The sequence below is a fragment of the Qipengyuania sp. R86523 genome (assembly GCF_044596365.1).
Classification (GTDB): domain Bacteria; phylum Pseudomonadota; class Alphaproteobacteria; order Sphingomonadales; family Sphingomonadaceae; genus Qipengyuania; species Qipengyuania citrea.
The window spans coordinates 1046606-1069385 of sequence record NZ_CP138997.1 but is presented as its reverse complement, the minus strand read 5'-3'; the positions used below and the strand labels follow the sequence as shown (position 1 = coordinate 1069385).

Below are 22780 nucleotides of genomic sequence, written 5' to 3'. Positions count from 1 at the left end.
CGCCATTCCCGGCGCCGCAACCGGAAGATACCATGGCGACCAATTGGGCACCCGATAGCTGGCAGGGATACGAGGCAAGGCATTTGCCCGACTATCTCGACAAGGCCGCGCTCGAGGCTGCGACCACCACCCTCGAAACGCATCCGCCGCTCGTGTTTGCGGGCGAAGCGCGCGCGCTCAAGGCCGATCTCGCCGAAGTCGCCGAGGGCCGCGCCTTCCTGCTGCAGGGCGGCGATTGCGCCGAAAGCTTCGCCGAATTTCACCCCAACAACATCCGCGACACCTTCCGGGTGCTGCTGCAGATGGCGGTGGTGATGACCTTCGCCAGCAAGAAGCCGGTGGTGAAGGTTGGGCGCATGGCGGGGCAGTTTGCCAAGCCGCGCAGCTCGAACACCGAAACGCAGGGCGATGTCACGCTGCCGAGCTATTTCGGCGACAACATCAACGGCATCGAATTCGACGCCGCGACGCGCACCAACGATCCGCAGCGCATGGTCCGCGCCTATTCGCAGGCGGCTGCCACGCTCAACCTGCTGCGCGCCTTCGCCACCGGCGGCTATGCCAATCTGCGGCAGGTGCACCAGTGGACGCTCGAATTCATGGGCCGCAGCCCGTGGGCGGACAAGTTTTCCGACATTGCCGACCGGATCGGCGAGGCGCTCGATTTCATGGAGGCCTGCGGGGTCGATCCGCAAGTGCTCCCGCAATTGCAGCGCACCAGCTTCTACACCAGCCACGAAGCGCTGCTCCTGCCTTACGAGCAGGCGCTGACCCGCCGCGACAGCCTGACCGGCGACTGGTACGATTGCTCGGCGCATATGGTGTGGATCGGCGACCGCACCCGCTTCGAAAACAGCGCGCATATCGAATTCGCGCGCGGCATCGGCAATCCGCTCGGGATGAAGTGCGGGCCGAGCCTGGAAACCGATGCGCTGCTCAAGCTGCTCGACACGCTCAATCCGGCACGCGAACCCGGCCGTATCACGCTGATCAGCCGGTTCGGCCATGACAAGGTCGAGGACGGCCTGCCGCGGCTGGTGCGCGCGGTGAAGGCGGAAGGCCATCCCGTCGTGTGGAGCTGCGACCCGATGCACGGCAATGTCGTCAAGTCGGACAGCGGCTACAAGACGCGGCCCTTCGACCGGATCCTGTCCGAAGTGAAGGGTTTCTTCGCCGTGCACCGCGCCGAAGGCACGCATCCGGGCGGTATCCATATCGAGATGACCGGGCAGGACGTGACCGAATGCGTCGGCGGCGCGGTGGCTATCACCGACGAGGCGCTGAAGGACCGGTATCACACGCATTGCGATCCGCGCCTGAACGCCGCGCAGTCGCTCGAACTGGCCTTCCTGATCGCGGAAATGCTCAACGAGGAACACGGGATCCGGCAGGCCGACGCCGCCTGAAACCGCCGCTTCGCGCCGCCGGCGGGGAACCGCCCCGGCCGCGCGGCATTGTTCGGGAATGCGCGACAGGCGATTGTACGGACACGGTTTTATACCCACGGCCTTTAAACCGAAATGGATTTCGGCCATGATGGATCATGGTCGCCAGCGTCCGGTGACTGCTACCTAGGGGGGACCGGCGATGTCCCAGTTGCAGCCCAGTTCGCGCCCATCCACCGGGGAAAGCCTCGACGCACGCTACGATACCGTCCGCTCGCTCAGCGAAGCGCTCGCCGAGCCGCTGTCCGATGCCGATGCGACGATCCAGTCGATGGAAGACGCCAGCCCTGCCAAGTGGCACCTGGCGCATACCACATGGTTCTGGGAAACCTTCCTCCTGCGCGACCGGCTGGAAGGGTACACGCTGTTCGACGAACGCTGGCCGTTCGTGTTCAATTCCTATTACGAAGCCGAAGGCGAACGCATCCACCGTTTTTCGCGCGGGATGCTGTCGCGGCCGACGCTGGAGGAAATCCTTGCCTGGCGCGCGCATGTCGATGCCGCGATGGAGCCGCTGTTCGCGCGCGAGGACCTGGCGCCGCTGATCGAGCTGGGCCTCAGCCACGAACAGCAACACCAGGAACTGCTGCTCACCGATATCAAGCACGGCCTGTTCCAGAACCCGCTGGGCGCCGCGATGTGGGACGCACCCGCAGCCGCTGCCCAAGCGCAGCCGCAGGAGTGGCACGAACATCCCGGCGGGATCGCGCGCATCGGCCACCAGGCGGACGGGTTTTCCTTCGACAACGAAGGCCCCGCGCACCGCGTTCTGCTCGAACCCTTCGCGCTGTCGTCGCGGCTGGTGACCAACGGCGAATGGGATGCCTTCATCGCCGATGACGGCTACGACACCGCCAGCCTGTGGCTGTCCGACGGCTGGGCGTGGGTGCGCGAACACGCCGTCGGGGCGCCGCTCTACTGGCGCGAAGGCGAGCATTTCACCCATTCCGGCTGGCAGCCGCGCGACCCTGATGCACCGGTCACGCATATCTCTTATTTCGAGGCCGATGCCTTCGCCAGCTGGGCGGGGCAGCGGCTGCCCACCGAATTCGAATGGGAAGCGATCGCGCGCGGGCAGGAAGGGCAGGCGCAGGCGCACGATCCGTGCGGCGGGAACCAGCTCGACGACGCCGCGCCGCCGCTGCCCCGCGGCAGCGAAGGCCTGTTCGGCGATTGCTGGCAGTTCACCCGCTCGGCCTATCTGCCCTATCCGCGCTTCAAGCCGGCTGCAGGCGCCGTGGGCGAATACAACGGTAAGTTCATGAGCGGGCAATTCGTGCTCAAGGGCGCCAGCTGCGCCACGGCGCGCGGCCATTCGCGTTCCAGCTACCGCAATTTCTTCTACCCGCATCAGCGCTGGCAGTTCACCGGACTGCGGCTGGCAAAGGACATCTCGATGGCTACCGACAAGGGGATCGCGCTCGTCGACCGCGACGAGGACGGCGTCGACCGGGCGTTTCGCGAGGATGTGCTGGCCGGGCTGCGCCATGATCCCAAGGCGATCCCCGCGCGCTGGTTCTACGACGCGGAAGGCTCGCGCCTGTTCGAGAAGATCACGCAGGTGGAGGAATATTATCCCACCCGCTCCGAAACCGAAATCCTCGGCGCGCGCGGGGCAGAGTTTGCCGAGCTGATCGGGCCCGGACGCGCGGTGGTCGAATTCGGTTCGGGCAGCTCGGTCAAGACGCCGTTGCTGCTCGAGGCGATCGATCCCGCCGCTTACGTCCCGCTCGACATTTCGGGCGATTTCCTGCGCGAAAGCGCGGCCGCGCTGGGGGCCAAGTTCCCCGGCCTGCCGGTGCACCCGGTCGAGGCCGACTTCATGCGCCGCGTGACCCTGCCCGGCGAAGTGGATAAGCTGGGCAAGCTCGGCTTCTTCCCCGGGTCGACGATCGGCAACATGGTCCCGCGCACGGCAGTCGACCTGCTGCGGTCGATGCGCGCGACGTTGGGCGCGGACGAAGGCGCCAGCCCGCTGCTGCTGATCGGCATGGACCTGATCAAGGACCGCGCCGTCCTCGAAGCCGCCTATGACGATGCCGCCGGCGTCACCGCGGCGTTCAACCTGAACCTCGTCACCCGGATCAACCGCGAACTCGGCGGCACCATGCCCGCCGATGCCTTTGCCCACGAAGCGCGCTGGAATGACGATCTGGCGCGCATCGAGATGCATCTCGTTGCCACGCGGGCCGTCGCTTTCGAGGTCTCGGGCCAGCGCTTCGCGATGGGGGAGGGGGACACCATCCACACCGAGAACAGCCACAAGTTCACCCCGCGTACCGCCAGCCTGCTGTTGCTCGCCGGCGGCTGGACCCCGCTCGAACGCTGGACCGATGAGCAGGACCGCTTCTCGGTGATCCTCGCCCGGGCGACCGACCAGCGCGAGGCGCCCTGACGCGCCGAGTTCATGGACGCGACACCGGCGCGTTCCTATATGTGCCGCATGGAACTCGAACCCGTCTTCAGCGCCGCCGCTGACACGCTGCGCGCAATCCCGCGTTCGGAACTGCTTATCGCCGCCGTCGCGGCCATGGTGCTCGGCTGGATCGGCGCGATCATCGCCAAGCGCTCGGCGCTTGGCCGGGTGCTGCGGCTGGCCAGCTCGGTGGCGCTGGGCGCGATTCTGTTGACGGTGGTGCTGCAGCTGTCGCGGTTCGACCCGCGCTTCGATGTCGCGGTGCCGCAGATCGGCCTGCCCGAACAGGTGGTGGAGGGCGGCGAAACGCAGATCCCGCTATCAGCCGACGGGCATTTCTGGGTCCGCGCCGAGGTCAACGGCGTGCCGGGCAATTTCATGATCGATACCGGCGCCACGCTGACCGCGATTTCCGCGCCGCTGGCCGAGCGCGCCGGGCTCGAGCCGCGCCGCGGCGGTATCCCGATCATGCTGGGCACTGCCAACGGCACGGTGCAGGCGCATGTCGCGACGATCGACAGCCTGACCTTCGGCAATGTCAGCGCCAGCGGGACCGATGCGGCGATCGCGGAAAGCTTCGGCGATTTCAACGTCATCGGGATGAATGTGCTGGCGCGGCTCGGTTCGTGGCGGGTGGAGGACAACACGCTCATCCTCGTGCCCCGGGCCGAGGATACGATTTCGTGAATTCCCCCGTTGGACCACGCGCGCCGAAACGCTAGGGCAGCGCGCGATGGACGGCTCGACAACGCTTCCGCCCCCGCCGCCGCTGGCGCAGCTGCTTGACCGCGGCCCCGCTGCACTGTTCCTCGATTTCGATGGCACGCTGGTGGAGATCGCGCCGCGCCCGGGCGACATCCACGTGCCCGAGGGGCTGCTGGACCGGCTGCACGCGCTGCGCGACCGCCTGGAAGGCCGGCTGGCGCTGGTCAGCGGGCGCGCGCTCGACGATCTGACCGGGCACTTGGGCGAACCGGCGATCTGCCGGGCCGGGTCGCACGGCGCCTCGCGCTTCCTCGCCGATGGCACGCGTCTCGGTGACGAGCCACGCGGCCTGTCCGAAGCCTCGGTGGACGAATTGCGCGCCTTCGCCGAAGCGCATGGCCTGTTCTACGAAACCAAGACGCATGGCGGCGCGCTGCATTTCCGCGGCGCACCCGAAAAGCGCGAGGCGACCCTGGCCTTCGCAGAGGAATTCGCCGCCTCGCGCGAATTGTGCGTCACCAGCGGCAAGGGCGTGGCCGAACTGGTGCGCCCCGGTGCGACCAAGGCGGCGGCTGTGTCGGCCTTCATGGAAGTCGCGCCTTTCGCGGGCGCCGTCCCGGTATTCATCGGCGACGATGTGACCGACGAAGACGGGTTTGCAGGCGCGGGCGAACATGGCGGTTTCGGGATCGCCGTGGGCGAACGTCCGAGCCGGCAGGCACGATACGGACTCGACAGCGTTGCTGCAGTGCACCATTGGTTGGAGATATGATGCAGTCGGACCTTGAGCTCTCCCCGATCGGCAACTGCCAGGTCAGCACGCTGGTCGATAGCGAGGGGGCCTTCGTCTGGGGCTGTGTCCCGCGCGTCGACGGCGATCCGGTCTTCTGTTCGTTGCTCAACGACAATGCGCGCGATCGCGGCATCTGGCGGTTCGAGCTGGAAGGGCAGGCGCGCAGCAGCCAGCGGTACGAACGCAACACCGCGATCCTGGTCACCCGGCTCGAGGCCGATGATGGCAGCGCGGTCGAGATCCACGATTTCGCGCCGCGCTTCGAACGTTCGGGCCGGATGTACCGCCCGGTTGCCTATGCGCGCATCGTGCGCCCCGTGGCTGGCGCGCCGCGGCTGCGCATCGTCCTCGCGCCGATGAACGGCTACGGCGCCTCGCTTGCCGAAACGACCAACGGCACCAATCACATCCGCTACATGATCGGCCCGCAGGCGCTGCGCCTGTCGACCGATGCGCCGGTGGGTTACGTCCTCGAGGGGCGCAGCTACCGGGTCGAAAGCGACCAGCACTTCTTCCTTGGCCCCGACGAGCCCTTCGATGGCAATATCCGCAGCGAAGTGCGGCGAATGGAGGCGATGACCGCGCGCTACTGGCAGCACTGGGTGCGCGGGCTACATATCCCGCTCGAATGGCAGGAAGAGGTGATCCGCGCCGCGATCGCGCTCAAGCTGTGCCAGCACGAGGAAACCGGCGCCATAGTCGCCGCGCTGACCACCTCGATCCCCGAGGCTGCCAACAGCCAGCGCAACTGGGACTATCGCTACTGCTGGATCCGCGACAGCTATTATACCGTCCAGGCGCTCAACCGGCTGGGCGCGCTCGACGTGCTCGAGAAATATCTCGCCTATCTGCGCAACATCGTCGACCAGGCGCGCGGCGGGCAGATCCAGCCGCTCTATTCGGTGATGGGCGCGGACGAGCTTCACGAATTCGAGGCCGAGCATCTTGCCGGCTATCGCGGCATGGGGCCGGTGCGCGTGGGCAATGCGGCCTACAAGCAGGTGCAGCACGATTGCTACGGCCAGATCGTCATGCCGACCGCACAGGCGTTTTTCGACACGCGACTGCTGCGCATGGCGGACGAACGCGATTTCGAACATCTGGAAGAAGTGGGCGAAGCGGCCTGGGCGAAGCACGACCAGCCCGATGCCGGGCTTTGGGAGTTCCGCACCCGGCAGGAAGTGCACACCTATTCGGCGGTGATGTGCTGGGCCGCCTGCGACCGGCTGGCCAATGTCGCCGCGACGCTGGGCAAGGGCGACCGCGTGGTCCACTGGAAACAGCGCGCCGACGCGATCCGCGCCAAGATCGACGAGAATGCGTGGAGCGAGGAGGGCGGGCATTACGGCGCCAGCTTCGAAAGCGACTATCTCGACGCCAGCCTGTTGCAGCTGGTCGAATTGCGCTATCTTACGCCCGACGACGAACGCTTCCTCAAGACCTTCGCCGCGGTCGAACGCGATCTGCGGCGCGGCGATCACATGCTGCGCTACGCTGCAGAGGACGACTTCGGTGCACCCGAAACCGCGTTCAACGTCTGCACCTTCTGGCTGATCGAGGCGCTGGCGCTGGTCGACCGCCGCGAGGAGGCGCGCGAGATGTTCGAGGCCATGCTCAGCCACACCACCGCATCGGGCATGCTGAGCGAGGATCTCGACTACGAGACCGATGAATTGTGGGGCAATTTCCCGCAAACCTATTCACTGGTCGGTATCATCAACTGTGCCGGCCTGCTGAGCAAACCGTGGAGCGAAGTACGCTGACCGATCAACCCCAACTCGTCGTCATCTCCAACCGCGTTGCAGTGCCCAAGGCGCGCGGCGCAGCGGGCGCGCAGGGCGGCCTTGCCGGCGCGCTGCATGCGGCGCTCAGCGATCGCAAGGGGCTGTGGTTCGGCTGGTCGGGGCAGGAAAGCGAAAGCGGGCGCACCGGGCATATCGACACGCAGACCACTGACGGCGTGACCACCGCGACGATCGATCTGTCGCAGCGCGATATCGACGAATACTACAACGGCTATGCCAACTCGACGCTGTGGCCGCTGTTCCATTACCGGCTCGACCTCGCGCAATACGAGCGCGAGACGGGCAAGGGCTACGAACGCGTCAACGAACGCTTTGCCGACCAGGTCGCGCCGCTGATCGAACCCGACGATGCCGTCTGGGTGCACGATTACCATCTCATCCCGCTGGGCGAGCGGCTGCGCTCGCGCGGGCTCAAGAACCGCATCGGTTTCTTCCTGCACATTCCCTGGCCACCGACGCGGCTGTTCGTGTCGCTGCCCTATCACGAGCGGCTCGTGCGCACGCTGCTCTATTACGACGTGGTCGGCTTCCAGACGCAGGAATGGCTCGAAAGCTTCCTGCATTACTGCGAGCACGAGCTGGGCGCCGAAGTCGACGGCGCGAAGGGCACCGTCAGTTTCGAGGGGCGCACCACGATCGCGCGCGCCTATCCGATCGGGATCGACTGGGACCATTTTTCGCAGTTGGGCAGTGCCGGCGAAGCGCGGCAGGCGCAGCAACGGCTGCTCAGCTCGTCGCGCCGACGCACCGCCATGATCGGGGTCGACCGGCTCGACTATTCGAAGGGTATTCCCGAGCGCATCGACGGGATCGGGCGCTTCTTCGACAAGCATCCCGAGCGGGTGCAGGATCTTGTCTTCATCCAGATCGCGCCGCCCAGCCGCGAGGATGTCGACAGCTACCAGGCGATCCGCGCCGAGCTCGAACAGAAATGCGGCCGCATCAACGGCGCGCGCAGCGAGGTCGACATGGTCCCGATCCGCTATGTCAACCGCGGCTACAGCCACGAAGAACTGTTCGGCTTCTTCCGCGCCGCCAAGATCGGGCTGGTAACCCCCTTGCGCGACGGGATGAACCTGGTCGCCAAGGAATATATAGCGGCGCAGGACCCCGAGGATCCCGGCGTGCTGATCCTCTCGCGCTTCGCCGGCGCAGCGGCGCAGATGCCCGATGCGGTGCTGGTCAATCCGCACAGCCCCGACGATATCGCGCATGCCATCCAGACTGCGCTCGACATGACGCTGGAAGAACGCAAGGCGCGCTACCAGAAGCTGATCGCCACCGTGCGCGACGATAATGTGCAGGAATGGACCGCCAATTTCCTGCGCGACCTGAGCGAGGCCTGAGCGCGGCGCCGATCGCTGCGATTGCGCATGTCCTGCCGCGCTGCCACCGTCGCGCGCATGATTCGCGAACCTTTTCTGAAAACCCGGGGCATCCACAATTTCCGCGATTACGGCGGCTGGCGCACGCGTGACGGCGGCCAGGTGCGCACCGGTCTGCTGTTCCGCTCGGGCCACCATGTCGAGGCGACCGACGACGATCTCGCCGCGATTGCCCCGCTGGGCATCCACACGGTCATCGACCTGCGCGGCGAAAGCGAGCGCGCGGCCAATCCCTGCCGCCGAGTTCGAGGGGTTCGACGGGCAGGTGCTGTTCTACGAAGGCGAGACCACTTCCAGCCCGCCGCACATGGATATCGGTCCCGACACCAGCGCCGCCGATTTCGCGCGCGAACGCATGCTCGCGGTCTACACGCGCATGCCCGACAATCCGGCGATGATCGACATGTTCGGCCGCTATCTCACCATCCTTGCACAGCGCGAGGGTGCCAGCCTCGTCCATTGCTATGCCGGCAAGGATCGCACCGGCGTAGCGGCAACCATGCTGCTGCACATCCTCGGCGTGGCGGAAGAAGACCAGCGGCGCGAATTCCTGCGCACCAACGACAGCCCGACCTTCGACGTGCTCGCGCGCCAGTCGCTGCCCGGGATCGAGGCGCGGCTGGGCCGCAAGCTCGACGAGGGCGCGGCGAAGGACCTGCTCGGCGTGCGCGAGGAATATCTCGACCGCTATCTCGAGATCGCGACCGAGCGCCACGGCAGCTTCGACACCTATCTCGAGGCCGCGATAGGTGTGGATGACGCGCTGCGCGAGGCGCTGATCGCCCGCTTCGTGGCGTGACTCTGCGGCTGCGGCTTCCCATATAGCCGCGAACACCCCTTCAGACTGACGGAAATTGACGACATGGCTACCCATCGCACCAAGATGCTCATCATCGGCTCGGGCCCCGCGGGCTATTCGGCTGCCATCTATGCGGCGCGCGCGATGATGGAACCGATCGTGGTGCAGGGGCTGCAGCCCGGCGGCCAGCTGACCATCACCACCGATGTCGAGAACTATCCCGGCTTCGCCGATGTCGTCCAGGGCCCGTGGCTGATGGAGCAGATGCAGAAGCAGGCCGAACATGTCGGCACGCGGATGATGTGGGATACGATCGTCGATGTCGATGTATCGAACGGCTCGCCCTTTACCGCGACTGGCGACAGCGGCGACGAATATGTCGCCGACGTGCTGGTGATTGCCACCGGCGCGCAGGCCAAGTGGCTGGGCGTCCCGGGCGAGATGGAACTGGGCGGCAAGGGCGTCAGCGCCTGCGCCACCTGCGACGGGTTCTTTTACCGCGGCAAGAAGGTCGCGGTCATCGGCGGCGGCAATACCGCGGTCGAGGAAGCGCTCTACCTCACCAACCATTCGGACGATGTCACGCTGATCCACCGCCGCGACGAATTGCGCGCCGAGAAGATCCTGCAGGAGCGCCTGCTCAACCATCCCAAGATCAGTGTGATCTGGAACAAGGCAGTCGAAAGCTTCGAAGCCGGCCCCACCGGTGCGTTGGGACATCTCAACCTGCGCGACACGGTCACCGGCGAAGACAGCACGCTCGAAGTCGATGGCGCCTTCGTCGCGATCGGCCATGCGCCCGCGACCGAACTGTTCAAGGGCAAGCTGCCGATGGACGAGGGCGGCTACCTGCTGACCGAGGCGGGATCGCCCAAGACCGAGGTGCCAGGCGTCTTCGCCGCGGGCGACGTCACCGACCACGTCTATCGCCAGGCGGTCACTGCCGCTGGGATGGGCTGCATGGCCGCGCTTGACGCCGAACGCTTCATCGCGGGCTTGGAGATCGACGCCGACGGCCACGCGCATGAAGCCGAGGCGGCGGAATAACGGTAGGCGGCCCCGCCGCGGCGGGGCCGCCTGATGCCGTATCTCAGGCGGCGAACACCGCGCTCGCCGCGTTGAACACCAGCGCGATTAGCGCCACGCTAGACAGTGCGTAGAGCACGAATTGCACCATCACGACATTGGCGGTCGCCTGCACCAGCGAGTGGATGATTCGCAGGCCGACGTAGATCCATGCGATCAGCGCGTTCATCCCGTCGCCCAGGCCGATCATCGCCAGCACCAGCGCAACCGCGTAGAACACCGTCGGCGCTTCGTGCAGATGGTTGTAATTGTGCGCTTTCCACTGGACGTTTGCGGGCAGCGTTTCATCCAGCGCCTTGGTCCGCCGCGCGTCGTTGGGTTCGATCCCCGCCTCGGACATCGCCGGGATGCGGGTGGCGTACATCCACAGCCACATGATCATGGTCCACGCCAGCAACACGACGACGGGCTGGAGGATTTGCGATTGAATCATGGAAGTCTCCGTCAGACCGCAACGAGTGCGGGATCGTGGAACAGCGTCAGCGCAAGCGCGCGATAGGCGAGATAGATCAGCGCCACGGTCGAGGCGATGAACAGCAGGAAGCGGATCTTCACCACATTGACAGTGGCCTGCCAGATCGAATGGACGATCCGCAGCGCGACGTAGATCCAAGCGAAGACCACATCCACCGCGCCAGCGCCCATCAGCGCGATGATGACGGTGGCGGCGTAGAACAGCGTCGGCTGTTCCATCAGATGCGCGTAATTGTGCGCCTTCCAGTTGATCCGGTCGGGCAATACGCCTTCCAGATCCTGTCCGCGCCCGCCGGGCTTGGCTTCGCCCAGGCCCCCGGCCTTGCCCAGCGCGGGCAGCCGGGTGAAGGCCATCCAGAACAGGACCACGATCGACCATGCGACAAGCACCGCGGCGGGTGCAAGCATCTGGGCTAGCATCAGTTATTCTCCCCTCAGACCCGTTTGCGCGCGAGAGTGGTGGTCCGCATCCGGATTGTCAAATGCAACCTATCGCGCTGCGGCTCAGCCGCGCAGCGTTTCGGCAAAGCTCGCCGCATCGGTATTGCCGCCGGTCACCATGATGACCGTGTCCGCATCGACCGGCACCTTGCCCGCTAGCGCTGCAGCCAGCGCCGCCGCGCCGCCGGGTTCGACCACCAGGTTGAGCTGCGCGAAAGCGAAGCGCTGCGCTGCGCGCACTTCGTCATCGGTTACGGCAACTCCCGGCTCGGCGCGGCTCTGCAGCACCGACAGCACGATTGGTGCGCTCGCATCGGGTTGCAGCGCATCGCAGATGGTGGAGAGCGGGTTGGCACCGACGCGAACCACTTTACCGGCTTCGAGCGCCTGTCCGACCATGTCCCAGCCATGCGGTTCGACCACGTGCACCGCGCTATCGGGGCAGGCCAGCGCCAGTCCCGCGGACAGCCCGCCGCCCCCGCAGCAAGCCACCAGCCGCGATGGCGCGCGGCCAAGCTGCGCGGCGATCTCGACGCCCGCGCTGCCTTGCCCTTCGATCACCCACGCATCGGCGAAGGCATGCACCAGCGTCGCGCCGGTCTCGGCTACGATGCCCGCCGCCACTTCGTCGCGGTCCTCGCCCGGCCGCTCGTAGAGCACGATGTCCGCGCCCAGCTCGCGGGTCGCGTCGAGCTTCACCTTGGGAGCATTGCGCGGCATCACGATGGTGGCCGCGATCCCCAACCGCCGCGCCGCCCAGGCGACGCCCTGCGCGTGATTGCCGGAAGACACCGCGACCACGCCGCGCGCCTTCTCCGCATCGTCGAGGTTCGACAGCCGCCACCAGCCGCCGCGGATCTTGAATGCGCCGATCGGTTGTAGGCTTTCCGCCTTCACATGGCAGCGCACCCCGCCGATCTCGACCGGCAACAGCGGGGTCGGCGGAAGCAGTTCGGCAATGGATGCGGCCGCGGCGAGAACGCCTTCGCGGGTGGGCTTGCGCATATCGTCTCGGATCATTTGGCCCCCGTAGCGCATTTCGCTAGAGGGCGCGCAAGATTCGAAATTCCACGAAAGAGGTTTACCCATGTCCACAGTCCTGGTGATCGGTGCGGGCGGCGTCAGCTCGGTCTGCGTCCACAAAATGGCGATGAACGCCGATATCTTCGGTGACATCCACCTCGCCAGCCGCACGAAAAGCAAGTGCGACAGCATCGCCGCGAGCGTGAAGGAGCGCACTGGGCAGGATGTGGCGACGTACGAGATCGACGCCGAGGAAGTCCCGGCGATGGTCAATCTGATCCGGAAGGTCGGCCCGAGCCTCGTGGTCAATCTGGCGCTGCCGTATCAGGACCTGCCGATCATGGATGCATGCCTCGAAGCAGGCGTCGATTACCTCGACACCGCCAATTACGAACCGAAGGACGAGGCCAAGTTCGAATACAAGTGGCAGTGGGCCTATCACAACCGCTTCAAGGATGCCGGGCTGATGGCGCTGCTGGGTTCGGGCTTCGATCCGGGCGTCACCAGCGTCTTCACCATGTGGCTCAAGAAACACAAGCTGAAGTCGATCCGCCAGCTCGATATCCTCGATTGCAATGGCGGCGATCACGGGCAGGCCTTCGCCACCAATTTCAATCCGGAAATCAACATCCGCGAAGTCACCGCGCCTGCGCGCCACTGGGAAAACGGCGAATTCGTCGAGACCCCGGCAATGGGTAAGAAAGTCGAATTCGACTTCGAGGCGGTCGGCCCGAAGAACATGTACATGATGTATCACGAGGAGCTCGAAAGCCTCGCCAAGTTCAACCCCGAGATGGAGCGGGCGCGCTTCTGGATGACCTTCGGCGATGAATACATCAAGCACCTGACCGTGCTGCAGAATGTCGGCATGACACGGATCGACCCGGTCAAGTACCAGGGCAAGGAAATCATCCCGCTGCAGTTCCTCGCCGCGGTGCTGCCCAAGCCCGAAACGCTGGGCGAAACCACCAAGGGCAACACCAATATCGGCGTCATCGCGACCGGCGAGGCGCTCGACGGCTCGGGTGAGAAGACCTTCTACATCAACAATATCTGCAGCCACGAAGCGGCTTACGAGGAAACCGGCAACCAGGCGGTTTCCTATACCACCGGCGTCCCCGCAATGATCGGCAGCGCGATGATGGTAACCGGAAAATGGACCGGCGACGGCGTGTTCAACATGGAAGAAATGGATCCCGATCCCTTCATGGACATGCTGAACGACCACGGCCTGCCCTGGCAGGTCAAGGAACTCGACGGCCCGGTCGGGTTCTAGCGGGCAAGCCCGGTGTGCGGACGCGACCTTGATCGCCGCGAGCGAGGGGTCGACGTCCGCCGCGGCAAGCCAGATGAATACCGCTTCAAAAGGGAATTGACGCCATGGAAACCAAAGCCGGCGATCCGGGCGCTTTTGCCCAGTTCGACCTCGACCGCGTGGACAGTCCCGCCTTCGTGGTCGACGCGGCGAAATTGCGTGCCAACTGCCAGGTGCTGGCCGAAGTGCGCGATGCGGCCGAGATCAAGATGCTCAGCGCGCTCAAGGCCTTCTCGATGTGGGCGACCGCGCCGATTATCGGCGAATATCTCGACGGCGTGTGCACGAGCGGTCTGTGGGAAGCGCGGCTGGCGAGCGAGTTCTACGACGGCGAGATCGCGACCTATTCGGCGGCCTACAAGCCGGAAGAACTGGAAGAGGTGTGCCGCCTGTCGGACCACGTGATCTTCAATTCGCCCGGCCAGCTCGAACGCGCGACGCTGATCCTCGAGAATGCGCGCGCCGCGGGGCAGGATTTCGATGTCGGGCTGCGGATCAACCCGCTGCATCCCACGGGCGAGGTGCCGCGTTACGATCCCTCCAGCCCGGGCAGCCGGCTGGGCTTCCCGCTCGACCAGCTTACCCCCGAAATCATGGCGCAGGTCGACGGGATCCATTTCCACAATCTGTGCGAACAAGATTTCGAACCGCTGCTGGCCACCTGGGACAAGGTGTTCGATGCGATCGAGCCGTGGTTCGGCCAGCTCAAATGGATCAACATGGGCGGCGGGCACCACATCACCCGCGCCGATTACCAGCGCGACGAGCTGGTCGAGTTCCTGCGCGACGCGCGCGAGGATACCGGCGCCGAAATCTATCTCGAACCGGGCGAGGCGGTCGCGCTCGATGCGGGCATTCTGGTGGGCACGATCCTCGACACCGGCTTCAACGGCCTGCCGGTCGCGGTGGCCGATGTTTCGGCCACTTGCCACATGCCCGACGTGATCGAGGCGCCCTATCGCCCTGCCATGCTTGGCGAGAGCAGCGACGAGGCGACTCCCGCGGTGCGGATCGGCGGCCCGTCATGCCTCGCAGGCGATGTGATCGGCGATTACCGGATTCCCGGCGGGGCGGACGTCGGCAAACGTTTCGCCTTCCTCGATCAGGCGCATTATTCGATGGTCAAGACCAACACCTTCAACGGCGTCCAGCTGCCCAGCATCTACCTCTGGGACAGCGACAGCGACCAGCTCGAACTGGTCAAGGAGTTCGGTTACGACACCTTCCGCGACCGGCTGAGCTAAGGTTGCGGCCGGGGCGCGGAACACAGCGCCTTCTCAGCCTTTGATAGGGTAAGACGACGAGGCTGAACGCTGCGATTCCGCTTGCTTTATCGCACATCTCGCTTATGTGCGCCGCTCCGCTGCCCCAAGGGGATCCGATCCGCAAGGCAGCCTTGTCTGAAACCTAGCCGTTTTGGGGGTCCCTTGAGTTGCACACATTTCCTGACGCCCGGTCCGTAGTTCGCGCTCTCCAGCCGGACGAACCGATCATCCTTAATCGCCCGCACGCCGCCGCGCGCGCCGCCCGATTCTTCGTCGAGAAGTTTCCGGGCAAGTCGCTCTATGCGGTAAAGGCGAATCCCTCGCCCGACCTGCTGCAGGTGTTGTGGGACAATGGCGTGACGCATTACGACGTCGCCTCGATCGCCGAAGTGCGGCTGGTGCGCGCTACGCTGCCCGGCGCAACGCTGTGTTTCATGCACCCGGTCAAGGCGCCCAGCGCGATCCGCGAAGCCTATCGCCAGCACGGCGTGCGCACCTTCAGCCTCGATTCGGTCGAGGAACTGGAGAAGATCGTCGAGGCCTGCCGCGACGACGCGGGCGAAGCAGCGCAGGACCTGCGGCTGTGCGTGCGGCTGCGCGTCTCGAGCGAATATTCCGAACTCAGCCTCGCGTCCAAATTCGGCTGCGACCTGACCGAGGCGCCCGCGCTGCTGCAACAGGCGCGTCAGCATGCCGACTGGCTCGGCGTGTGCTTCCACGTGGGCAGCCAGGCCATGACGCCCTTTGCCTATGTCCAGGCGCTCGAACGCGTGCGTATCGCCATCGGCGAGGCCTCGGTGGTGATCGACATGATCGATGTCGGCGGGGGTTTCCCGTCGGTCTATCCGGGGATGGAGCCGCCGCCGCTGGAGGACTACTTCCAGATCATCCACCAGAACTTCTACAATTTGCCGATCGCGTACAACGCCGAGCTGTGGTGCGAACCCGGCCGTGCGCTGTGCGCCGAATATTCGTCGCTCATCGTCAAGGTCGAGAAGCGCCGCGGCGAGGAGCTCTACATCAACGACGGTGCCTATGGCGCGCTGTTCGATGCGGCGCATGTGGACTGGAAATTCCCCGTCCGCGCGCTCGAGGACGACCTCATCAAGCCGGACATGGATTTCGCCTTTTACGGCCCGACCTGCGACGATGCCGACTACATGCAGGGCCCCTTCGTCCTGCCCGAGGATATCCAGGCGGGCGACTATATCGAGATCGGCATGCTCGGTGCCTATGGCGCGGCGATGAAAACCGATTTCAACGGTTTCGGCGCGGCCGACCGCGTGCTCGTCACCGACGAGCCGATGGCCAGCCTCTACGACGGCAGCCGCCAACGTCCTGCGGCGGACAATGTGGTGAGCCTGCGCTAACCATTTGCTCGACGGATCAACTCACTAAGCCCCGGCAGCCTCGCGCTCGCCGGGGCTTTTTGCTTGCATCACCCGGCGCGGACCTGAATTCTCCCTCGCGAGAGAGAAGGGGAGAGACTGCCGCATGATCGAATTCTTCACCGCGCCTGCGCCCAATGGGTGGAAGGTCGCCATCATGCTCGAGGAATGCGGGCTCGCCTACGAGCCGCGCTGGGTTAATCTGGCGGCGGGCGACCAGCATTCGCAAGAATATCTCGCGATCAATCCCAATGGCCGTATTCCCGCGATCACCGACCACGCGCCCGGCGACGGCGGCGAGCCGGTGACGGTGTTCGAATCGGGTGCGGTGCTGCTGTATCTGGCGGAGAAGGCCGGGCGCTTCCTGCCGACCGATTTGCGCGGGCAATCGCGCGTGCGGCAGTGGCTGTTCTGGCAGGTCGGCCACCTCGGCCCGACGCTGGGCCAGCACGGCCACTTCCACCTCTATGCCGAAGAGAAACTGCCCTATCCGATCGAGCGGTTCCACCGCGAGGCGCTGCGTGTCTACGGCGTGATGGATCGGCAACTGGCGCAGGAGGAACACCTCGCCGGGGCGGATTACACTATCGCCGACATGGCCTGTTTCCCGTGGGTGCGCACATGGAAGGCGCAGGGCATCCCGCTGGCAGACTTCCCGCATGTTAAGCGGTGGTACGATGCCCTCAAGACGCGCGAGGGGCTGCGGCGCGGGGTGGCGCTGGGCAGCGACATGGCGCGGCGCGGGGAAATGAGCGCGGCAGAACGCCAGAACCTGTTCGGCACTGCCAAGGCGCGCGTGCAATGACCGTGCGGGTGGAGTTCTTCTTCGACCTGTCGAGCCCGTGGACACGGCTGGCCTTCGCCAACATCCGTCCCGCGCTGGACGGATTGGACTATTCCATCACCTGGCGGCCCTTCTTGGTCGGCGGGGTGTTCAACGCGGTGAACCCGTCGGTCTATGAAAGCCGCAAGCCTGAAAACGCCGCGCGGCTGGCGCGCAGTTTCGGCTGGCTGAAGCAATGGGCCGAACTGGCAGGCGTGGGGATGAACTTCCCGTCCGAGCACCATCCGCTGAAATCGGTCAACGCGATGCGCTTCTGCTGCGCGCTCGAGCAAGAGCAGGAGGCGCTCGAGCGCTTTGCCCATGCCGCGTTCGAGGCCTATTTCACCCACGCCCGCAATCTCGACGACCCGGCCGTGCTGGTGGCGGTAGCCAATGAGGCAGGGCTGGGCGGCGCGGCGTTGGCCGAGCGCGCGGGCAGCCAGCCGATCAAGGATCGACTGCGCGCCAACACCGACGAGGCGATCGCGCGCGGGGCCTTCGGGTCGCCGACGATCATCGTCCACGAGCCCGCCGGCGAGGAGCAGCTGTATTTCGGCAACGACCAGCTGCCGCTGGTGCGCGCGAAGGTGGCGGCGCTCGCCTAGCCGTATTCGGCGCGGTGGGCGTCGAGCACCGGTTTGACCCGGCCCAGCGCCGCGCCGATAAGCTCGGGCAGCTCTTCCGCATCGAGCGGCAACAGCGCGTTGTGCGCGGCTGCGATGCAGCCCGCGTCGGCCCAGTCGATCCCCAGCTCGATCGCCCATTCGCGGAATTCGTCTGCCGCGCCCGCTCGCGGTTCGAGCGCCTTGGCCAGTGTCGGATGGAAGCCGAACCGTCCGGTAAAAGGCAGCAACGACAGCGGGAAACCCTTGCGCAGGTAGACGAAGGTGTCGTCGACATGGACCATGCCGCTCGCGCGGTGCAGCGCCAGCACCGAGGAGAAGTGCACGCTCTCGTCGTCGCTCACCAGCGTCACCCCGCGCGGGACCGAGAAGGCGAAATCCTCGGCATACAGCTCGGCCAGCGCATCGTGTTCGCAGCGCAGCGTTTCCCACGGCAGTTCGGGCAGGTGTTCGACATGGCGCGCCGTGCCGTAGAGCTTGGCCTGCGGGAAAGCCGAATGCATCCATTCGCAGTGCAGCGTGTGGAAAGGGTGGAGGTTGAGAATCGCCTCGACCTTCGTCCCGCCATCGGTCAGCGCGTCGACTTTGGCGCGGATCGCGTCGGTCAGCGGATAGCTGTCGAGAAAGACGAAATTGCCGCTCACCAGCCGGACGAGCGCGCATTGCGTGCCGATATCCACGATCCCGCCAAGCCGCAGGCTGCCGCGCAGGCTCCAGAAGCCTTCGCCGAGGTCGACGAGCCGGTCGCTCATGGAAAGCCGACGAAGCGGGCGGCCTCGTCCACGCTCTTGCGCTCGCTGACCACCGCATTGGCGGGGAAGCTCTCGTCGGGCCAGCCCATCGCAACCGCCTTCATGATCACCTGGTCGTCCGGAATGCCGGCATGTTCGCGCACCACCGGGCTCTGCATGATCCCCTGGCTGTTGATCACGCAGCCGAGCCCGCGGCTCCATGCGGCATTGACCAGCGCGGTGGTGACCGCGCCGCAATCGAACGGCGTGTCGTCGCTGCCCGACAATTCGCGGTCGTAGGTTACGATCACGCAGACCGGCGCGTCGAACTGGCGGAAGCCGCGCAGCACCCAGTCCTGCCGCTTGTCCTTGTCGTCGCGTTCGATCCCCATCGCGCCGAACAATTGCTTGGCGACGCCGACCTGGCGTTCGCGGTGCACGCCCGCGAAGGGTTCGCCGCGGCGGAACTCGCGGCTGTCGGGCTCGCCCGCGAGAATGCGTTCGGTATTGCCCTTGCGGATCCGGTCGAGCGGTTCGCCGGTGATGACGTGGAAATGCCACGGCTGCGTGTTCATCGAGGTGGGCGAGCGCATGGCGAGCGTCAGCACTTCCTCGATCACCGCGCGCGGCACCGGCTTGTCGAGATAGCCGCGGATCGAGCGGCGTCCCATCACCACTTCGTCATAGGTCATATCCGGATTGCCGCTCATTCAGTCTCGCTCCCATAAGTTTCACTGCCATGCCTAGCGCGCCATACCGACGCGGACAAATCCCCTACGGGATTGCGGGCAGGCAGGTTCCGATGTCCGGCGCGGAAAACAGCCGGCAATCGAAGAATATTGCTTCGCCGCCATTGGCATTCGCCGCGGCGAAGCTGAACCGCAGGCTGCGCCGTGCTGCATCGCTCAGCGGCAGGCTGGCCGGGACCTGCGCGGGATCGCTCCAACCCTGCACGCGGCAGTAGCCGCCGCCCGCGCACAGGCTGCGCGCCCGCTCGACCAGCGCGGCCGGCGAATTGCCCGGCGATACGAGGACGAAATGCACGCCTGCGCCCGGGCCGGGCTGGCCGGAGGATGCGGCTGCGCGCGGCGGCTCGCCGGCGGCGCGCGCCACGCTGTCGCGGGTGATGCTGCGCACCGCCTCGCCGCTGCCCAGCAGTCCGGGCAGCGGATTGGCGGCAGCGGTGGCGAGCGCGGTGTCGCGCAGACGCAGCGGATCGGGTTCGCCGCCCGCATAGCGTGCCGAGAACGCCTGCCGACTGCCCCAGAAGCCGCGCCAGCGGAAGAAGATATGCGGCCCCACCTTGGCCACCTTGTCGAGCCGGTCGCTCCACCACGGGTAGACATAGTCGGCATGGAAATGCGTGGCATTGCCGACGGGGGCATGGGTCGCGCCGCCCAGCATGTCCTCCGCCCGCGCGCGCGCCGCATTCCATGCCGCGTCGGGATAGCGCCGCGCGAGCGAGCCGTCGCAGGTGAAGCTGAACTGGCAGCCGGTGGGCCGCTGCGAGCCTTCGAACACCACCCCGCAGACGGTGCCCGCAAACGCCGGATGGCGCACGCGGTTGAGGACCACCTGCATCACCGCGCGCTGGTCGCCATCGGCGCCGCCCGCCTCGGCCATCCCGGCGAGCGCGAGGCAGTCGCGCGCGCGCAGGCGGTCGGCCGCATTCCCGGCAAAGCCGAAGGGTAGGGGCGCGCCCGGGCCGATGGCTGCGAACGCCACCGCCGCATTGCGCGCCTGCGCATCGCCGGCGGCCAGTTCGGTCCCGACCACAGTGTCTTCGGGCGAGGCGGGGAGGTCGGGAAGCGGTCCGTCCGCAGCGGCAGGTGCCGGGTCGGCCGTGGCCACGCCGGACGCAGACCAGCCGCCGACCACTGCGAGCAGGACGAGCGGGAGCAGCACCAGCGCCGCGAAGGCGGCCAGCGCGGCGCTATCGCGCGGCGGTTCGGCAGAGGGGGCGGCGCTGTCCATTACGGCTATCTAGGCGCAATTCGCGCCCGCACCAGCCGCAAGGCGCGCCGGTCAGGCCGCCTTGGCCAGTTCCATGTCCATCCGGTCCCAGATCTCGACCAGCGCGCCGACCAGATCGTCCATCATTTCGGCGGTGTGCGCAGGGCCGGGGGTGAAGCGCAGACGCTCGGTGCCGCGCGGGACGGTGGGGAAATTGATCGGCTGCACATAGACGCCGTATTCGGCGAGCAGGATGTCGCTGATCTTCTTGGCATGCACCGGGTCGCCGACCATCAGCGGGACGATATGCGTGACGCTGTCCATCACCGGCAGGCCCGCGTCGCGCATCTTGGTCTTGAGCAGTTCGGCGGCGGCCTGCTGGCCTTCGCGCTCGACGCTGCTTTCCTTAAGATGCCGCACCGAGGCAAGCACGCCCGCTACCAGCGCGGGACTGAGCGAGGTGGTGAAGATGAAGCCCGGGGCATAGGAGCGGATGCAGTCGATGATCTTCTTGTCGGCCGCGACATAGCCGCCCATCACGCCGAAGGCCTTGCCCAGCGTGCCTTCGATGATGTCGATCCGGTGTGCGGCCTCGTCGCGCTCGGAAATCCCGCCGCCGCGCTTGCCGTACATGCCCACCGCGTGGACTTCGTCGATATAGGTCAGCGCGTTGTATTTTTCTGCAAGGTCGCAGATTTCGTGGATCGGGGCGACGTCGCCATCCATCGAATAGACGCTTTCGAAAGCGATCAGCTTGGGCGTGTCGGCATCCTCGGAGGCGAGCAGTTCTTCCAGATGCTCGAGATCGTTGTGGCGGAAGACGCGCTTCTCGCAGCCCGAATTGCGGATCCCCGCGATCATGCTGGCGTGGTTGAGTTCGTCGGAGAAGATCACGCAGCCGGGCAGCAGCTTGGCCACGGTCGACAGCGTCGCATCGTTCGAGACATAGCCGCTGGTGAACAGCAGCGCGGCGTCCTTGCCGTGCAGGTCCGAAAGCTCGGCCTCGAGCTGGACGTGGTAATGCGTGTTGCCGCCGATGTTGCGCGTGCCGCCCGAACCCGCGCCGACATCGTGCAGCGCCTCTTCCATGGCGGAGATCACCTTGGGGTGCTGGCCCATCGCGAGGTAGTCGTTCGAACACCAGACGGTGACCGGCTTGGGCCCGTTGTGACCCGCGAAACAGCGCGCGTTGGGGAAGGCGCCCTTGTTGCGCAGGATATCGATAAAGACGCGATAGCGGCCTTCCTCGTGCAGCCGGGAAATCGCTTCGTCGAAGATCTGGTCGTAGTTCACTGGCGTAGTCGCCCGTATCTGCGCCGCCTTCCGCGGCCATCCTGTGCGGGTCGCCCTAATCGAATACGTTGCAAATCGCCACCGCGATCTTTGCGAGTGGTTCGCAGATCAGAACGCGCGCAGATCGTCGATCCCGTAGCGCGCGAAGGCCGGCGCAAGTCGTTGGAAATCGGCCAGCTCTCCCGTTCCTACCGCGAAATCGGGGGCACTGCGCGCGAAATCCTGCCCCTCGGTCAGCGATACGATGCGCCGCGCGATCCCCTCGGCGCCGTGGATGAACGCCACGCCTTCGCCGAACGCCTGCCGCAATTCGTCCTCGAGCAGCGGGAAATGGGTGCAGGCGAGGATCACCGTGTCGAGTCGCTCACCGTGGTTCTGCAGCACCAGCCCCGCTGCAGCGCGCGCGACATCGTCGACATCGACGCTCTCGCCGCGCAGCTTGGCCTCGCCCAGCGCGACGAGGTTGTTCGCGCCGTAGCGCAGCAGCGTGCAGTCGCCGACGAATTCGCGTTCGAGCTCGTCGACATAGGCCTGCCGCATCGTCGCCTCGGTGCCCAGCAGGCCGATTACGCCGGTCCGGGTCATCTTCGCCGCGGGCTTGATCGCGGGCACCGTGCCCACGATCGGCGTTTCGAGCACGTCGCGCACCATGCCCAGCGCGATCGTGCTGGCGGTGTTGCAGGCGATGCAGATCAGCCGCGGCTGGTAGCGTTCGGCCATCCGCCCGAGCAGCCCGGCAACCCGGGCGGCGATTTCGGCCTCGCTCTTCGCGCCATAGGGCAGGCCGGCCATGTCCGCGGCGTAGATCACCGGCGCCTGCGGCAGCAGCTCGCGCAGCTCGCCCAGCACGGTCAGCCCGCCGACACCCGAATCGAACAGCAGGATGGGTAAGTCTTGGGCCGGTTGATCCAATTCCGTGTGTCCTGCGCTTGTCGAGTGGGCGTGTTTCCATTTAGGGCGGTAGAAGAAAGTGCGGGGTTTCGACAAGCTCGGCTCGAACGGTTTCCTGTTTTGCGG

At 66.0% G+C, this 22780-nt stretch carries 21 protein-coding genes and 2 pseudogenes; 15 read left to right on the top strand and 8 right to left on the bottom strand.

What is annotated here, in order from left to right; translation table 11 throughout:
- The first annotated feature begins 32 nt into the window (after nt 1–32).
- From SJY12_RS05235 to trxB, 10 genes and pseudogenes are all read left to right on the top strand, one after another.
- Complete coding sequence (locus SJY12_RS05235) at nt 33–1406, top strand: class II 3-deoxy-7-phosphoheptulonate synthase (protein WP_050600370.1); 1374 nt, start codon at nt 33–35, stop codon at nt 1404–1406.
- A 181-nt stretch (nt 1407–1587) separates the two neighbouring features.
- Nucleotides 1588–2838: pseudogene (egtB, locus tag SJY12_RS05230) on the top strand (ergothioneine biosynthesis protein EgtB); the annotation flags it as partial.
- Between the two features lie 3 nt (nt 2839–2841).
- Complete coding sequence (gene egtD / locus SJY12_RS05225) at nt 2842–3840, top strand: L-histidine N(alpha)-methyltransferase (RefSeq protein WP_397506652.1); 999 nt, start codon at nt 2842–2844, stop codon at nt 3838–3840.
- 12 nt (nt 3841–3852) lie between these two features.
- The gene (locus SJY12_RS05220; RefSeq protein ID WP_233996488.1) at nt 3853–4548 is read left to right on the top strand and encodes a TIGR02281 family clan AA aspartic protease; all 696 of its coding nucleotides are present in this window, start codon (nt 3853–3855) and stop codon (nt 4546–4548) included.
- Between the two features lie 46 nt (nt 4549–4594).
- Complete coding sequence (otsB, locus tag SJY12_RS05215) at nt 4595–5338, top strand: trehalose-phosphatase (protein ID WP_050600324.1); 744 nt, start codon at nt 4595–4597, stop codon at nt 5336–5338.
- Nucleotides 5335–7122 (top strand): glycoside hydrolase family 15 protein, encoded by a 1788-nt coding sequence (locus SJY12_RS05210; RefSeq protein ID WP_050600325.1) that lies wholly within the window; start codon nt 5335–5337, stop codon nt 7120–7122. Before otsB ends, SJY12_RS05210 begins: the two co-directional genes overlap by 4 nt.
- A complete protein-coding gene (locus tag SJY12_RS05205; RefSeq protein ID WP_397506289.1) occupies nt 7104–8510 on the top strand; it encodes a trehalose-6-phosphate synthase in 1407 nt (468 codons plus the stop codon). Before SJY12_RS05210 ends, SJY12_RS05205 begins: the two co-directional genes overlap by 19 nt.
- Before the next feature lie 27 nt (nt 8511–8537).
- A pseudogene (locus SJY12_RS05200) lies at nt 8538–8822 on the top strand (tyrosine-protein phosphatase); the annotation flags it as partial.
- 34 nt (nt 8823–8856) lie between these two features.
- Complete coding sequence (locus SJY12_RS05195; protein ID WP_397506650.1) at nt 8857–9348, top strand: tyrosine-protein phosphatase; 492 nt, start codon at nt 8857–8859, stop codon at nt 9346–9348.
- A 63-nt stretch (nt 9349–9411) separates the two neighbouring features.
- Nucleotides 9412–10395 (top strand): thioredoxin-disulfide reductase, encoded by a 984-nt coding sequence (gene trxB, locus SJY12_RS05190; protein WP_334200077.1) that lies wholly within the window; start codon nt 9412–9414, stop codon nt 10393–10395.
- Between the two features lie 43 nt (nt 10396–10438).
- Here the strand turns inward: trxB and SJY12_RS05185 are convergent, their stop codons facing one another.
- The 3 genes from SJY12_RS05185 to SJY12_RS05175 all read right to left on the bottom strand — a co-directional run bounded on the left by SJY12_RS05185 (nt 10439) and on the right by SJY12_RS05175 (nt 12369).
- On the bottom strand, nt 10439–10867 hold the full coding sequence (locus tag SJY12_RS05185) for an MAPEG family protein (RefSeq protein WP_397506286.1): 429 nt from the start codon (nt 10865–10867) through the stop codon (nt 10439–10441).
- 11 nt (nt 10868–10878) lie between these two features.
- On the bottom strand, nt 10879–11328 hold the full coding sequence (locus tag SJY12_RS05180; RefSeq protein ID WP_050600328.1) for an MAPEG family protein: 450 nt from the start codon (nt 11326–11328) through the stop codon (nt 10879–10881).
- Between the two features lie 84 nt (nt 11329–11412).
- Nucleotides 11413–12369, bottom strand: a complete 957-nt coding sequence (locus SJY12_RS05175) for a threonine/serine dehydratase (RefSeq protein WP_397506284.1) — start codon at nt 12367–12369, stop codon at nt 11413–11415.
- 67 nt (nt 12370–12436) lie between these two features.
- Between SJY12_RS05175 and SJY12_RS05170 the strand changes: the two genes are divergently transcribed.
- The 5 genes from SJY12_RS05170 to SJY12_RS05150 all read left to right on the top strand — a co-directional run bounded on the left by SJY12_RS05170 (nt 12437) and on the right by SJY12_RS05150 (nt 17768).
- On the top strand, nt 12437–13648 hold the full coding sequence (locus SJY12_RS05170) for a saccharopine dehydrogenase family protein (protein ID WP_397506282.1): 1212 nt from the start codon (nt 12437–12439) through the stop codon (nt 13646–13648).
- Nucleotides 13649–13752: 104 nt separating this feature from the next.
- Entirely contained in the window at nt 13753–14931 is a 1179-nt protein-coding gene (locus tag SJY12_RS05165) for a carboxynorspermidine decarboxylase (protein WP_397506280.1), read from the top strand.
- A 188-nt stretch (nt 14932–15119) separates the two neighbouring features.
- Nucleotides 15120–16322, top strand: coding sequence for a type III PLP-dependent enzyme (locus SJY12_RS05160; RefSeq protein WP_050600331.1), 1203 nt, complete (start codon nt 15120–15122; stop codon nt 16320–16322).
- Between the two features lie 124 nt (nt 16323–16446).
- On the top strand, nt 16447–17145 hold the full coding sequence (locus SJY12_RS05155) for a glutathione S-transferase N-terminal domain-containing protein (protein WP_230833774.1): 699 nt from the start codon (nt 16447–16449) through the stop codon (nt 17143–17145).
- A complete protein-coding gene (locus SJY12_RS05150; protein WP_397506277.1) occupies nt 17142–17768 on the top strand; it encodes a 2-hydroxychromene-2-carboxylate isomerase in 627 nt (208 codons plus the stop codon). Before SJY12_RS05155 ends, SJY12_RS05150 begins: the two co-directional genes overlap by 4 nt.
- Here the strand turns inward: SJY12_RS05150 and SJY12_RS05145 are convergent.
- From SJY12_RS05145 to murI, 5 genes are all read right to left on the bottom strand, one after another.
- Nucleotides 17765–18538 carry a hypothetical protein gene (locus SJY12_RS05145; protein ID WP_397506275.1) on the bottom strand — a complete coding sequence of 258 codons (774 nt, stop codon included), beginning with the start codon at nt 18536–18538 and terminating at the stop codon, nt 17765–17767. The genes SJY12_RS05150 and SJY12_RS05145 overlap by 4 nt on opposite strands.
- Entirely contained in the window at nt 18535–19227 is a 693-nt protein-coding gene (locus tag SJY12_RS05140) for a nitroreductase (RefSeq protein ID WP_083437327.1), read from the bottom strand. Before SJY12_RS05140 ends, SJY12_RS05145 begins: the two co-directional genes overlap by 4 nt.
- Nucleotides 19228–19291: 64 nt before the next feature.
- The gene (locus tag SJY12_RS05135) at nt 19292–20491 is read right to left on the bottom strand and encodes a cell wall hydrolase (RefSeq protein ID WP_397506273.1); all 1200 of its coding nucleotides are present in this window, start codon (nt 20489–20491) and stop codon (nt 19292–19294) included.
- 51 nt (nt 20492–20542) lie between these two features.
- Nucleotides 20543–21763 (bottom strand): 5-aminolevulinate synthase, encoded by a 1221-nt coding sequence (gene hemA, locus SJY12_RS05130; protein ID WP_050599270.1) that lies wholly within the window; start codon nt 21761–21763, stop codon nt 20543–20545.
- Between the two features lie 108 nt (nt 21764–21871).
- Nucleotides 21872–22675 carry a glutamate racemase gene (gene murI / locus SJY12_RS05125; RefSeq protein ID WP_397506270.1) on the bottom strand — a complete coding sequence of 268 codons (804 nt, stop codon included), beginning with the start codon at nt 22673–22675 and terminating at the stop codon, nt 21872–21874.
- Nucleotides 22676–22780 lie beyond the last annotated feature (105 nt).